Source organism: Paenibacillus sp. 23TSA30-6 (assembly GCF_014858585.1).
Lineage (GTDB): Bacteria > Bacillota > Bacilli > Paenibacillales > Paenibacillaceae > Paenibacillus.
In genome coordinates, this window is record NZ_SLTL01000022.1 from 1 (window position 1) to 12,246 (window position 12,246).

At 46.1% G+C, this 12,246-nt stretch carries 14 protein-coding genes and 1 rRNA gene; 13 read left to right on the forward strand and 2 right to left on the reverse strand.

The genetic code is table 11. The features are described 5' to 3' along the window. Nucleotides 1–180 precede the first annotated feature (180 nt). Nucleotides 181–297 (forward strand): 5S ribosomal RNA (gene rrf, locus E0698_RS18675). Between the two features lie 229 nt (nucleotides 298–526). Further along, nucleotides 527–946, forward strand: a complete 420-nt coding sequence (locus tag E0698_RS18680) for a hypothetical protein (RefSeq protein WP_025682455.1) — start codon at nucleotides 527–529, stop codon at nucleotides 944–946. 387 nt (nucleotides 947–1,333) lie between these two features. On the opposite strand, the gene E0698_RS18685 is transcribed toward E0698_RS18680, so the two are convergent. After that, on the reverse strand, nucleotides 1,334–1,858 hold the full coding sequence (locus E0698_RS18685; RefSeq protein ID WP_025682456.1) for a hypothetical protein: 525 nt from the start codon (nucleotides 1,856–1,858) through the stop codon (nucleotides 1,334–1,336). Nucleotides 1,859–2,262: 404 nt separating this feature from the next. Here E0698_RS18685 and E0698_RS18690 point away from each other — a divergent pair, with 404 nt between their 5' ends. From E0698_RS18690 to rsmI, 10 genes are all read left to right on the forward strand, one after another. After that, a complete protein-coding gene (locus E0698_RS18690; protein ID WP_149096303.1) occupies nucleotides 2,263–2,448 on the forward strand; it encodes a sigma factor G inhibitor Gin in 186 nt (61 codons plus the stop codon). A gap of 145 nt (nucleotides 2,449–2,593) precedes the next feature. Continuing rightward, a complete protein-coding gene (locus E0698_RS18695; RefSeq protein ID WP_192512547.1) occupies nucleotides 2,594–4,177 on the forward strand; it encodes an aminotransferase class I/II-fold pyridoxal phosphate-dependent enzyme in 1,584 nt (527 codons plus the stop codon). 101 nt (nucleotides 4,178–4,278) lie between these two features. Beyond that, nucleotides 4,279–4,920 (forward strand): dTMP kinase, encoded by a 642-nt coding sequence (gene tmk, locus E0698_RS18700; protein WP_192512548.1) that lies wholly within the window; start codon nucleotides 4,279–4,281, stop codon nucleotides 4,918–4,920. Nucleotides 4,921–5,001: 81 nt separating this feature from the next. Next, the gene (locus tag E0698_RS18705) at nucleotides 5,002–5,331 is read left to right on the forward strand and encodes a cyclic-di-AMP receptor (RefSeq protein WP_007427998.1); all 330 of its coding nucleotides are present in this window, start codon (nucleotides 5,002–5,004) and stop codon (nucleotides 5,329–5,331) included. Between the two features lie 200 nt (nucleotides 5,332–5,531). After that, a complete protein-coding gene (locus tag E0698_RS18710) occupies nucleotides 5,532–5,975 on the forward strand; it encodes a YaaR family protein (protein ID WP_044646021.1) in 444 nt (147 codons plus the stop codon). A gap of 203 nt (nucleotides 5,976–6,178) precedes the next feature. Next, entirely contained in the window at nucleotides 6,179–7,174 is a 996-nt protein-coding gene (gene holB / locus E0698_RS18715) for a DNA polymerase III subunit delta' (protein ID WP_192512549.1), read from the forward strand. Between the two features lie 137 nt (nucleotides 7,175–7,311). Further along, nucleotides 7,312–8,112: a PSP1 domain-containing protein gene (locus tag E0698_RS18720; protein ID WP_134911749.1), complete on the forward strand. Its 801-nt coding sequence runs from the start codon at nucleotides 7,312–7,314 to the stop codon at nucleotides 8,110–8,112. Nucleotides 8,113–8,139: 27 nt separating this feature from the next. Next, nucleotides 8,140–8,514 (forward strand): DNA replication initiation control protein YabA, encoded by a 375-nt coding sequence (gene yabA / locus E0698_RS18725; protein ID WP_014279024.1) that lies wholly within the window; start codon nucleotides 8,140–8,142, stop codon nucleotides 8,512–8,514. A gap of 89 nt (nucleotides 8,515–8,603) precedes the next feature. Further along, nucleotides 8,604–9,359, forward strand: a complete 756-nt coding sequence (locus E0698_RS18730) for a tRNA1(Val) (adenine(37)-N6)-methyltransferase (RefSeq protein ID WP_192512550.1) — start codon at nucleotides 8,604–8,606, stop codon at nucleotides 9,357–9,359. Continuing rightward, nucleotides 9,356–10,237, forward strand: a complete 882-nt coding sequence (gene rsmI, locus E0698_RS18735) for a 16S rRNA (cytidine(1402)-2'-O)-methyltransferase (protein WP_192512551.1) — start codon at nucleotides 9,356–9,358, stop codon at nucleotides 10,235–10,237. Before E0698_RS18730 ends, rsmI begins: the two co-directional genes overlap by 4 nt. Nucleotides 10,238–10,362: 125 nt before the next feature. On the opposite strand, the gene E0698_RS18740 is transcribed toward rsmI, so the two are convergent. Then, nucleotides 10,363–10,617, reverse strand: a complete 255-nt coding sequence (locus E0698_RS18740) for an AbrB/MazE/SpoVT family DNA-binding domain-containing protein (protein ID WP_007428005.1) — start codon at nucleotides 10,615–10,617, stop codon at nucleotides 10,363–10,365. Between the two features lie 331 nt (nucleotides 10,618–10,948). On the opposite strand from E0698_RS18740, the gene E0698_RS18745 reads away from it, so the two are divergent. Continuing rightward, the gene (locus tag E0698_RS18745; RefSeq protein ID WP_192512552.1) at nucleotides 10,949–12,232 is read left to right on the forward strand and encodes an HD domain-containing protein; all 1,284 of its coding nucleotides are present in this window, start codon (nucleotides 10,949–10,951) and stop codon (nucleotides 12,230–12,232) included. The last annotated feature ends 14 nt before the right edge of the window (nucleotides 12,233–12,246 follow it).

Consider the following 12,246-nt stretch of genomic DNA (forward strand, 5'->3'; position numbering starts at 1 on the left):
GAGGTAGATAGGTTGGGGGTGGAAGTGCAGTAATGCATGGAGCTGACCAATACTAATCGGTCGAGGGCTTATCCTAAGAATAAAATGCAATGGAGTTTCGGATCCAGTTTTCAGGGTGTAACACCTTGAAGGTATGTAGAAGATACATACGTATAGGCGAATTTACGATGTAAATTCATGTTTGGTGGCGATAGCGGAGGGGTTCCACACGTACCCATCCCGAACACGACCGTTAAGCCCTCCAGCGCCGATGGTACTTGGACCGCAGGGTCCTGGGAGAGTAGGACGTCGCCAAGCAAAAGGAAGAAGGACCATGATCTCCTTGAGATTGTGGTTCTTTTTTTGGTACGTATATTTTAGAAATGTTCTTACAAAAAGAAGGTAACATTTTTGTTACGGAATGTTAGAGGAAACCCGGTATAATATAGGTACTGAATCCCATATACACGCGCTGCGTTCTTGCAGAATTATGCAAATTCTCGAATAGGGTTTGTATAGTGAATCAAGCTGGTAAGGAGGGAAGATCATGCGGCGAAATAAATGGCTTGCTCTTTTGGTGCTATTCAGTGTCGCTGTCGCGATTCTTACCGGGTGCGGGACAGAGGAGCCTTCTTGGACATCGTTTGAGGGGGCAGCGAATGAAAAAACGTTTCCGGTCCCTAAAGAAGCGAGTAAAACCGATCGGGCCAGCAGCAACTCGGATATGGACTATGTACGCTATGCTTTACCGGCTTTGAAGGAAAGTGATAGCTTGCCAGCCCCCTATCTGGAGGAAATTGCAGCCTGGGGCTGGACAGAAGAACCGAATCTATCGACCTTTAATCAGAAAGTATTCCTGAAAAATAAACATATGGTGCACTTATCTGTGCATGATGGTTCTTTTACTGTATTGGTCCCGAAGGATGGTAAAGCTGCTGCGAAAAGCAAAAGTGTGGACCTTAATTGATGATGTTACGGTTCCCCACTGGATACTGGGGTTGCGGACATAGGGGGTTGTTTAAGTAAGTCACAAACGACCTCAAATGTAGCAGATAGATGCTGTGCATAATGAATAATAAAGCTGGATATCAGGAAGCACTCAAAACTGCTGTTAAGTAGATGGGGCTTCCTTTTTTATATTGGCATATCAGATTGGCTCGGAGCTAAGGGTAGGATAAAGAATAAGGGTTAGACAATCCAACGAGAGTGTTAAAGATGGTAGTGTGGAATGGTGAGGGGAATAAAAAGGAACAACCTTATGGGGTTGCTCCTTTTTTGATATGGGGTTCTAGCTCATGGATATATGCCAGATCGGGTATAAGCTTCTATCTATATGAATAGATGAATGGCTAGTCTACTGCTGATAATACGAGGCATCTTCGTCGGTGAACTTCAACATGCCGTCTTTCCTTTCGCCTGTAAGACGGCTCAGGATGTATAGGCGCGGCGCAATAAGCCACAGATGCCAAAAGAGCAAGGATACAGTAAAGGCTGGCGGAGACCAGAGAATGAATACAGCGGACAAGCAGATGCCGATCCATAGCGTATGTATATGCACACGGCGAAAGAGGCCGTAGCCTATGTACTGGTCTGTCATATAGCCCAGCCAAGGCAGCTTGCGGTGAAAAGCCCAGCGCTTGCGGAAGGCTGTTTTGCTTATGAACAGTACAGATCGGGAGATCACGAAGTGTACCCATAAGGTCAGGAAAAAAGCTAAAGCAAACAAAAACAGGCTGGTCCATGAAAAGGCAAGAAGCAGGAAAAGAAGCATAATAACAGGCAACGAGATGTGACTCCATATCAGCTGACGCGGAATACTGATTTTTTTAATGAGCTTGTAGTGATAGTAGGTAGCTTTGGTTCCGGTTTCCTCTGTCATGCAAACAGTCCTTTCATTAATCTACTGCATCACAAGTGGCTTCTCGACCGCCCACAGCCGGAAAAAGGGACGGTGCTGCGCTCATGCGGCTCTGACAAGCACTAAATCGCTTGGGTAAGGCTATAGAATGATCGGCTTCTCGTGTGAGCCAACCTCTTCTATAATTACAGGGAAAAGCTATTACGAATGAAGTATGCAACGGCTCCAATGAAAGGGTATCCATATGTAGGAGCTTTTCTTATTATATCGGCATAGAAGGCTGTTTTTTAAACATGTCGGTACAAACACCATAAGGGCTCACATGGAATATATATAGAGTATATCGTCGATCTGGGCTATGAAAGGGTTTAAAATAGTAGAAAGTGCCCCATACTAATAGTAAAAGATACAAGGGTGGGATGGATATGCATGATCAAGGCGGCCACCGCTGCATTATATGCGGACAACACAAGCATGAAGGCATCTTTATCGTTTCCGAGTTTATCTGTGATGTGTGTGAGGCTGAAATGGTGCGCACGGATGCGACAGACGCCAAATATCATTTTTTTATTGATCAACTAAAGCAAATTTGGGTACAGAAAAATGCATAATATCCTTTGTCAGCTAGTCTTTAAAGGGTTAGTATTCCAGGGCCTGTCGGTACGGGCTTTTTTTTCTGTGAGTAAAAGTAGGATTCCGCTTGATTTTACGATAAAATAGGGTAGATATAAAGCTTTGTTTCGGAAGGATTGCAGAATGATGGGGAAAAAGGCTTCACACGCACCATTAATGGAAGCTCTATTACGTTACCGGGCTCAGGACAATGCTTCTTATCATGTGCCTGGCCACAAAAATGGACAAGTATATGAAAATGAAGATATTGCATCTCTCTTGAAAGAAGTAATGTCTATTGATGCGACCGAAATTACCGGACTGGACGATTTGCATCACCCTGAGGATGTGATCCGTGAGGGCCAGGAGCTGGCGGCGATGTGCTTTGGTGCAGAGGAAAGCTTTTGGCTGATTGGAGGAAGTACAGTCGGTAATTTGGCAATGATTTTGACCGTGTGTACGAAACCGGGGGATTTACTGCTGGTACAGAGAAACGTACACAAGTCAGTCCTGAATGGTCTTATGCTGTCTGGGGCTTCTGCGGTATTTCTGGAGCCGAAAATAGATACGACCAGCGGGCTTGCGGTTGCTCCATCGGCGGATACGATACAGACCGCATTAAAAGCCTATCCTTCCGCCAAAGGTGTACTGATTACCATGCCTAACTACTACGGGATGGGACATGACCTGACAGCGACAGCTAAGGCTTGTCATGCGGCCCATGTGCCCCTGCTGGTAGATGAGGCGCATGGTGCCCATTACGGCCTGCATCCCCGTTTGCCGGCTTCTGCTTTGTCCTGTGGGGCTGATGTGGTCGTTCAATCGACACATAAGATGCTACCAGCCATGACTATGGGGGCCATGCTACACGTGCAGGGAGGATGGATTAACCGGGAGCTGCTTCGTCAGCGATTAGCAATGGTGCAAAGCTCCAGCCCTTCATACCCGTTAATGGCTTCTCTGGATTTGGCAAGGCGGCATATTGCGGTTCACGGGACGAATGCCTTTACGGAAGGTTTGGCGGCAGCAGATGCTTTTAGAAAAGGTCTGAAGCAGCTTCCACGCTTTCGACTCGTAGAGCCTATTCAGCTAGCACATCAGGAGAATGAAGCCCAAGAGGGCATTTCTGAGCGCTTGGAGAGGGATGAGGGAGAAGCAGACGGATATTCGATCCATGACCCTTTTAAAATGGTGTTGTATGATACATTTGGTGTACTGGATGGCTTTGGCTTAAAGCGTGAGTTGGAAGCGTATGGCTGTATTCCGGAGATGAGTGACGAAAAACATGTTGTTTTATTGTTTACGTTAGGCTCCATGATTAAAGATGCTAATCACCTGTTGCAGGCTCTTGTGCATATAAATGATGATATACGGTTTAAGGAGACGGCTGGTGGGCCGGGTTCTATGCAGAAGGAGCAATGTGGACTGGATTTAGATTTTTCCACGTGGAACAATGATGGTGCGATGGTTTATTCTAGTCCGGTGCAGTTTGGGCTTCAACCGGTTAAACTGGATCAGATGGAGGTAGTAGCTGTTGAGGACTCTGCGGGCAGGGTGGCTGCGGAAATGATTATCCCATATCCTCCAGGTATTCCACTGTTATATGCAGGAGAAACAATCACGGAATCAATAGTTAAACGAATGAGACGTCTCCGTGAGCTGGGAGCCAAATGGCAAGGGGCAGCAGATGATAGGTTGCTTACAATTCGGGTATTCCGTTTAAAATAAAGATTAGATGTTGGAGACTTAACCAATAAAAAGACTGAATAAAAGAAGCATACGAGCCTGTAGGTGACTCTTATTTTTCAGGCTGGAAAGCAGGGAATGGCATGAATCGCAAAGGAATTTTTATTACGCTGGAGGGGGGAGACGGCTCCGGTAAAACAACGATGATCCAACGGCTGGCTAAGTTTATGGAGGAAGAAGGCTATCCAGTTATTACGACGAGAGAACCGGGTGGTATCGAAATTTCGGAAAAGATCCGCTCTATCATTTTGGACCCTGCCCATACAAGTATGGATGCCCGGACAGAGGCGCTTCTATATGCGGCAGCCCGGCGTCAGCATCTGGTGGAGAAGGTAAAGCCGGCTATTGAAAAGGGAGCTATCGTATTATGTGATCGTTTTGTGGATAGCAGCTTGGTCTATCAGGGATTTGCGAGAGGCATTGGAATTGAGGAAGTGGCTTCGATTAATCGTTTTGCGGTAGATGATTGGGAGCCGGATGCTACATTTTATCTGGATATCGAGCCTGAGTTGGGATTGGCCAGAATTAATGCATCCCGGGGAGAGGGAATGGATCGCCTTGATATGGAAAGCATATCCTTTCACCACAAGGTACGTGAGGCGTATCTGGAGCTGGCCCACAAATTTCCGGAGCGAATTACGATTGTGGATGCATCTCCCGCAACGGAGCAGGTAGAGCAAGTTTTAAAGGATTTGCTGAAAAAAGCGATTAATTCAAAACTTTAGCATGTAATTGTCGAAGGATATACGGTAAAATTGAGCTAGGGACTAGCTTGTTCCTAATATGGCTTAAAGGAGGAATACAGGATGAAGCTGATTATTGCGATTGTGCAGGATAAGGATAGTAACAGATTATCCAGCGGACTGGTGAAAGCTAATTTCCGTGCTACCAAGCTGGCGAGTACAGGCGGATTTTTGCGAGCAGGGAATACGACGTTTATGATCGGTGTCGATGACAATCAGGTGGACTCGTTGATGAATGTCATTCGCAGCAGTTGCAAGGTACGTGAACAGCTAGTCACACCCGTTACCCCTATGAGCGGGACGACGGACTCCTATCTGCCTTTGCCTGTTGAAGTACAGGTGGGTGGAGCGACGGTGTTCGTGATGCCTGTAGACCGTTTTGAGCACTTCTGAATCTACACAATAGGACCTATTCTGCCGATATGATAGGGGAATTACCTGTTTCTTGCCCGTATCATGGGAGTAAGGAACAGATCCACTATAACGGTAGCGCCAAGGCGCGGTCCCTGGAAGTCCGCTGGTTTCCCTCAGTTCCATGTTGAACTGTTTATGAAGGGAAAAAGCGGAAGTATTCGGGGGGAAAGCAGGTTTATATGAAAATAAATCCGGGCTATCGCCCTTTACAGAGTACGTTGTCTACTAATGAAATGAATGCGAAGCCCATCCAGTCCAAGAGCTTTTCCGATGTTATGCAGCAAAATGGGCAGCAGGCATCGCAGGAGGAACTAAACCGTCGCTTCAAGGAAATTCAGATGCAGGGAGACCGTCTGGCACGCTCGATGACGATTCGTGAGCTGAAGGCTTATAAAATGCTGGTTAAACGGTTTCTGGAGGATACGGTTCGGCGCGGCGTGTCGATGAAGGACACAAAGGGCTGGGATCGCCGGGGACGCAGCAAGCGGTATAAGCTGATTGATGAAGTGGATGAGCTGTTGCTCAAGATGGCAGATGATCTGCTCGAAACTGAGCAAGGCAAGATTGAGCTTTTGCAAGGAGTCGGTGAAATTAGAGGGCTGCTGATTAATCTCTCGTTTTAAATGTAGACTTCTGCCATAAACGAATACAAACGGGCTGTCGCCACGAAGGAATAATCTGCTTGCTGATGATGCTGGCAGATTATTTTTGACTATATTCAGGTAGGCAACGGTTGGAAATATGGGATAATAGCAGCAAAGCTGCCCTGAAGGACAACTATTTGCTGATAGATAACAGTTGCTTTCAGGAGAGAAGGTGAGGAAATATGTCTTTCCAAAATATAATGGGGCAGGATATAGCTAAAAAAATGCTGCAAAGCGCACTTCGGAATGAGGCGGTCAACCATGCCTATGTATTTAGCGGACCGCCGGGAAGCGGACAGATCAAGATGGCGCAGACCTTTGCCAAGGCATTATTTTGTGAACGAATGACGGATGATGCATGTGGCGAGTGTCTGTCCTGCCGTAAGGTAGAGCACGGCAATCACCCGGATCTGTTTATCGTAGAGCCGGATGGAGCTACGATCAAAATTGACCAGATTCGCGGACTTCAGCGCATATTCTCTTATAAATCGGAAAGTGCCAATCCGAAGGTATATATTATCCAGCAGGCGGATACCATGACAGTGCAAGCTGCAAACAGCCTGCTTAAATTTTTGGAGGAACCTCAAGTGCCTGTGGTGGGCATACTCATTTCGGAAAATGGACAGGCATTGCTGCCCACGATCCAATCACGTACGCAGCAGGTTCCTTTTCATGCTTTACAGCCTGAAGTGATGATGCAGGCCTTGATCGGGGAAGGCTATACGGCAGGACTTGTCCGGTCGGCGGTTCATATTGCCTCGGGACTGGAATCATGTAGAGAAATTCTCCAGCAGAATTGGTTTGCAGAAATTAGAAACGTAGTGTTACAATTAGTGAAGGAGTCCATGAGTCGGGGAAGCTCGTCCATTATTCTCGCTCAACAGAAGATTTTTAAAACTGGACTTTCTGAACACCTGGATATTCTGTTTCATCTGTTTCATTTGTGGTTCAAGGATATGCTTCATTTCCGTTACGGAAGGCACGAAAGCATTGTTTTCATAGATCATTTGGAGTCCGTCTCCAAATTGGCAATCACCCGCAGCACAGAACAATGGGTCTCTTATATGGATTTGGCCGCGAATTGCAGGAAGAAGCTCCGTTTTCACGTCAATGGTCAATTGTGCGTAGAGCAGCTTCTGATTGGGTTGTCCGATACAAGCGGTTCCATCACCGGCTAACAGAAAGGCGCGCTTGTTCCACTCTGCACAATCCGCGACGCCAGGTTCCCGGTTTGTGCGACAGTGAGACTTCAATTGCGGCCATTCGTACATGTCGGCTTCAAATGAGGTTTAGTGGCATACAAGGGGGTTAATTTTTGTATAGTGTAGTGGGTGTCCGTTTCAAGAAGGCGGGCAAGACTTATTATTTTGATCCACTGGACCTTCCGGTGGAGAAAGAAAACTGCGTTATTGTAGAAACCGCACGCGGTATTGAATATGGCAAGGTTGTGGTGGGCAAAAAAGAAGTAAATGATTCGGACGTTGTCCTGCCCTTAAAGAAAGTCATCCGTATTGCCGGAGATGATGATGCTCTTGTTGTAGAAGAGAATAAACTGGCGGCCAAGGATGCATTCGGTACGTGTTTAAATAAAATCAAAGACCATGGCCTTAAAATGAAGCTGGTAGACGTGGAATTTACATTTGACCGCAATAAGATCATTTTTTATTTTACGGCAGAGGGCCGCGTGGATTTTCGGGAGCTTGTAAAGGATTTAGCCAGTATTTTTCGTACACGGATTGAGCTGCGGCAGATCGGAGTACGGGATGAGGCTAAAATGCTGGGCGGGATCGGTCCTTGCGGACGTATCCTGTGTTGCTCTTCATGGCTGGGAGATTTTGAACCGGTATCCATTAAGATGGCGAAGGATCAGAGCTTGTCGCTGAATCCGACGAAGATTTCCGGGTTGTGTGGAAGATTGATGTGCTGTCTCAAGTTCGAACATGATAACTACGAGAGTATGAGGGAAGAATTGCCGCAGGTTGGCAAGATGGTCGTCACCTCTCTCGGAGAAGGCAAAGTTGTAGGCGTAAATGCTGGCCATCGTACAGTGCATGTTCAACTGTTTGAGATTAGCAAGGTCAAGGAACTTCCAATGGACGATGTAGTCGTCAAGTAAACCATTAGGTTGCTTCGGGGTGGAAACTTGGATAAATTAAATGTTTTTGCGCGTATTCACGAAATGGAAACCCAAATGGGACAGTTGCATAGCGATCTGGGTGAATTGAAACTGGCAGTAAAAGAGCTGCTGGAGGAAAATCAACGACTAACGATTGAAAACGAACAGGTGCGCAAGATGCTCAAACGTGAAACCTCCAGAGAAGAAAAGACGGCAAAAAGGCCGAAACTTTCTCCTCCGATCGTCATTAAGGATGAAGAGGAAACGGGTGAGGTTGTGGGCGAAGGCCACGACAATCTGGCAAGGCTGTATCATGAAGGATTTCATATATGCAACGTGTATTACGGACATTTGCGAACGGAAGGCGATTGCCTTTTCTGTCTGTCATTTTTGAATAAATAAAAACAAGCCGTAGGAGCAAGGTGCCTACGGCTTTTTTGTAAGGAAGTATGGTTTCAGAACGATTTGGGGTAAAAGGATGGGAGACCGCTATGTACGAAAATGAACAGAAGTCTGAACGAATTGACGATCTATTGTCACACAATTTGCGTATTATCCAAAGTGATGAGGTGTTCAGCTTTTCCATGGATGCGGTTTTGCTGGCACGGTTTGCTGGTATTCCGCAGCGTGGAAAGATTTTGGATCTGTGTACAGGCAACGGGGTCGTCCCCCTGCTGCTAACGACACGAACTAAAGCGGCTATCGAAGGAATTGAGATCCAACCGCGCTTGGCTGATATGGCTAGACGCAGCGTCACCCTAAATGGACTGGAGGCAGCGATTCAGATTCGGGAAGGGGATCTGCGCGAGCTGGTTCAAATCACGGGGCATGGTGTATATGATGCAATTACGGTAAATCCCCCCTATATGCCGCTAAACGGCAGTGATATCAAGTTAAACCCTCATCAGGCGATTGCGCGCCATGAGGTGCATTGTACACTGGAAGAGGTCATTCAGGCGTGTACACGGCTTGTCCGTAATGGTGGAAAAGTGTCGATGGTTCATCGCCCGCAACGGCTAGGTGAGATTATAACACTGATGCGTGCCAACAGATTGGAGCCGAAACGGATTCGGTTTGTCCACCCACGAGCTCATATGGAGGCGAATATGGTGCTCATCGAGGCGCTATGTGATGGTAAGCCGGAGGTTCGTCTCTTGCCCCCGCTCATTGTATATCAGGAGAATGGGAATTATACTCAGGAAATAAGGGATATCTATGGAGAAGTAAGCAAGGGGGATTTACTGTGAAGGCAGCGGTGCAAAAAAGTTTTATAACCAGCGGAGAAGAACGGGGTAAGCTGTATCTCGTTGCAACACCGATTGGTAATCTGGACGATATGACCTTTAGGGCGATTAACACCTTAAAATCGTGCAGTATTATAGCGGCGGAGGACACGCGGCAGACGCGCAAACTGCTCACACATTTTGACATCACGCCGGAAATGCTATTCAGCTATCATGAACATAATAAAGCTGCCAGTGGGCCTGAGCTGATACGTTATATAATGGAGGGAAAAAATTTAGCATTGGTTAGCGATGCAGGTCTGCCGGCCATTTCGGACCCGGGTTCGGATCTGGTCAAGCTGGCGTTGGAAGTGGGAATTAGCGTTATTCCTATTCCTGGGGCGAACGCAGCCTTATCAGCTTTGATTGCCTCCGGACTGAATACGGAAAGATTTACATTTGCCGGATTCCCTCCACGGGAGAAAAAGGATCTGGAGAAGCTGCTACAGTCATTTCAGGTATCTCACGGCACGATCCTGTTTTATGAATCGCCTCATCGTATTGCACGGACATTGACGGTATTGAAGGAAACACTGGGGGAACGCAGAGTGGTGCTTGCACGTGAGTTGACCAAGCTGCATGAGGAATGGATACGAGGAACGGCGGAGCAATGCCTTGCCAGACTGGAGGAGCATCCACCGCTTGGTGAATATTGCCTGGTAGTTGAAGGGAAAAACGAAGCAGAAGAGGAAGAGGAGCGACAGGCATGGTGGCAGTCCTTATCTTTGGAGGCCCACGTTGCGCATTATGAGACAGAAGGGCTGACACGCAAGGACGCTATGAAGTGTACAGCTACCGACCGCTCCATTTCCAAAAGGGATGTATATAACGCGCTTTTATGAAAACTTCCCGAAACAAAAAAAGGGCCTTCCAACGGTTGGGTTCAAACCGTGGAAGGCAACAAGGAGTATATATGAAAAAGGTTAGAATTAACAATCTCTTATAAGTCTATTATATACTAAAAATCTTAGTTTGTCACAGGTGTTGGAATTTCTGAGATGCAATCTTGGCAAACAATTTTTCCTTTGAAGTAAATTACGTTCTCGGCGTTGCCGCAGAAGATACAAGCAGGCTCGTATTTTTTGAGCATAATGCGTTCGCCATCAACATAAATTTCCAAAGCGTCTTTTTCGCCAATACCCAATGTGCGGCGCAATTCGATTGGAATAACAACACGTCCGAGCTCGTCAACTTTTCTTACAATACCAGTGGATTTCATCATAATAAATCAGGCTCCTCTCGCCGTTCAAAATAATATAAGTGTCATGATTCGACAAATTTTTCTCTTTTCTGATATTTACTATACCAACGATTCCCAAAACAGTCAACCTTAAAAATGAGCTAACAGATTAATTATGCAAAAGTATTTAGAATAAAGAGCATGATGCGTGTGCATTACCTTATTTTATTGATGATTTAAGCCATTTGTCGATTTGGAAATGCCGAAAATCTATAATTCGACATATTACGACAAACAATGTCGAATGAAGGGAATCGTTTAGGATTTTATTGTATCTTAATCCATTATTCAGAATATTAAAGGAGTTGATATCTTGCACCAGCCACTCAGTGAAGAAAAAGTTTTTAAGGACCCGGTACATAACTATATCCATGTTCAGGATACAGTGATATGGCGTTTGATCAATACTCCAGAGTTCCAACGCTTGCGTCGTATTCGGCAGTTGGGTACATCTTATCTTACGTTTCATGGAGCGGAGCATAGTCGTTTTTCGCATTCGCTAGGTGTGTACGAAATTACACGGCGTATTATTTCCCAATTTGAACGCGATGAATTTTCCGATTGGCCGAAGGAAGAAAGTTTAGTCGCATTGTGTGCAGCTTTGTTGCATGATGTGGGGCATGGCCCGTTTTCCCATTCTATAGAAGAAGCCTTTCATATGAATCACGAGGATTGGACATGCCGGATTGTATTGGGGAATACAGAGATTAACGCTGTGCTGCGGCAAGTCGATGAGGAGCTTCCTGCGAAGGTGGCTGCAGTAATTGCCAAAACGTACGACAAGCCGATTGTCGTAAACCTGGTCACAAGCCCACTGGATGCGGACCGTATGGATTATTTGCTGCGGGATGCGCACTCAACAGGCGTCAATTATGGCACCATAGATCTGGATCGTATTTTACGGCTGCTGCGTCCTCATAATGGAAGAATTGTTGTGAAGGAGTCAGGCATGCATGCTGTAGAGGATTATCTGATGTCGCGCTATCAGATGTATTGGCAAATTTATTTTCACCCTGTGACGCGCAGCTCGGAAATTTTATTACGTAAAATTTTCAAGCGGGCGAAGGAGCTATTTAGAAACGGATATGAGTTTAGTTTTCTGCTGGAGCCATTGCCAGACCTCTTTCGGGGAGAGCTTACGGTGGAACAATATTTGATGCTCGATGAGTCTTTGATTCAGACAGTGTTCAGTCAGTGGAAACGGGAAAAGGACGAGATTTTAAGTGATTTGAGTACCCGTTTTATGGATCGCAAGCTGTATAAATATGTAGAGATCGAAAATATGGATACAGATACCATTGACAACATTCGGACAGCGCTGGAGCTGGCTGGTCTGCATCCGGAATATGATCTGGAAATTGATTTTCCGACGGATCTTCCTTATGATGTGTTTCGGCAGGGTGGTTCGACGGACAACCAGATTTTACTGCTGGGACGTAAAGGAGAAGTGAGAGAAATTTCCGAAGTGTCGGAAATTGTGCGCTCCATTAGCGGCATTCACCGGGGAAAATATCACATGTATTATCCCCAAAACAAATTGGATGGGGTAAAGGACAAGCTTCCTGCCGAAATAAGGAATTATTTTGTCAAACAATAGACAATTATATGCCA

Excerpts from the sequence above, each read along its gene's own strand:
- E0698_RS18685 (WP_025682456.1), bottom strand. The coding sequence starts at position 1,858 with ATGACAGAGGAAACCGGAACCAAAGCTACCTACTATCACTACAAGCTC.
- tmk (WP_192512548.1), top strand. The coding sequence starts at position 4,279 with ATGAATCGCAAAGGAATTTTTATTACGCTGGAGGGGGGAGACGGCTCC.
- E0698_RS18730 (WP_192512550.1), top strand. The coding sequence starts at position 8,604 with ATGTACGAAAATGAACAGAAGTCTGAACGAATTGACGATCTATTGTCA.
- E0698_RS18690 (WP_149096303.1), top strand. The coding sequence starts at position 2,263 with ATGCATGATCAAGGCGGCCACCGCTGCATTATATGCGGACAACACAAG.
- E0698_RS18740 (WP_007428005.1), bottom strand. The coding sequence starts at position 10,617 with ATGATGAAATCCACTGGTATTGTAAGAAAAGTTGACGAGCTCGGACGT.
- E0698_RS18680 (WP_025682455.1), top strand. The coding sequence starts at position 527 with ATGCGGCGAAATAAATGGCTTGCTCTTTTGGTGCTATTCAGTGTCGCT.
- E0698_RS18710 (WP_044646021.1), top strand. The coding sequence starts at position 5,532 with ATGAAAATAAATCCGGGCTATCGCCCTTTACAGAGTACGTTGTCTACT.
- holB (WP_192512549.1), top strand. The coding sequence starts at position 6,179 with ATGTCTTTCCAAAATATAATGGGGCAGGATATAGCTAAAAAAATGCTG.
- E0698_RS18705 (WP_007427998.1), top strand. The coding sequence starts at position 5,002 with ATGAAGCTGATTATTGCGATTGTGCAGGATAAGGATAGTAACAGATTA.
- E0698_RS18695 (WP_192512547.1), top strand. The coding sequence starts at position 2,594 with ATGATGGGGAAAAAGGCTTCACACGCACCATTAATGGAAGCTCTATTA.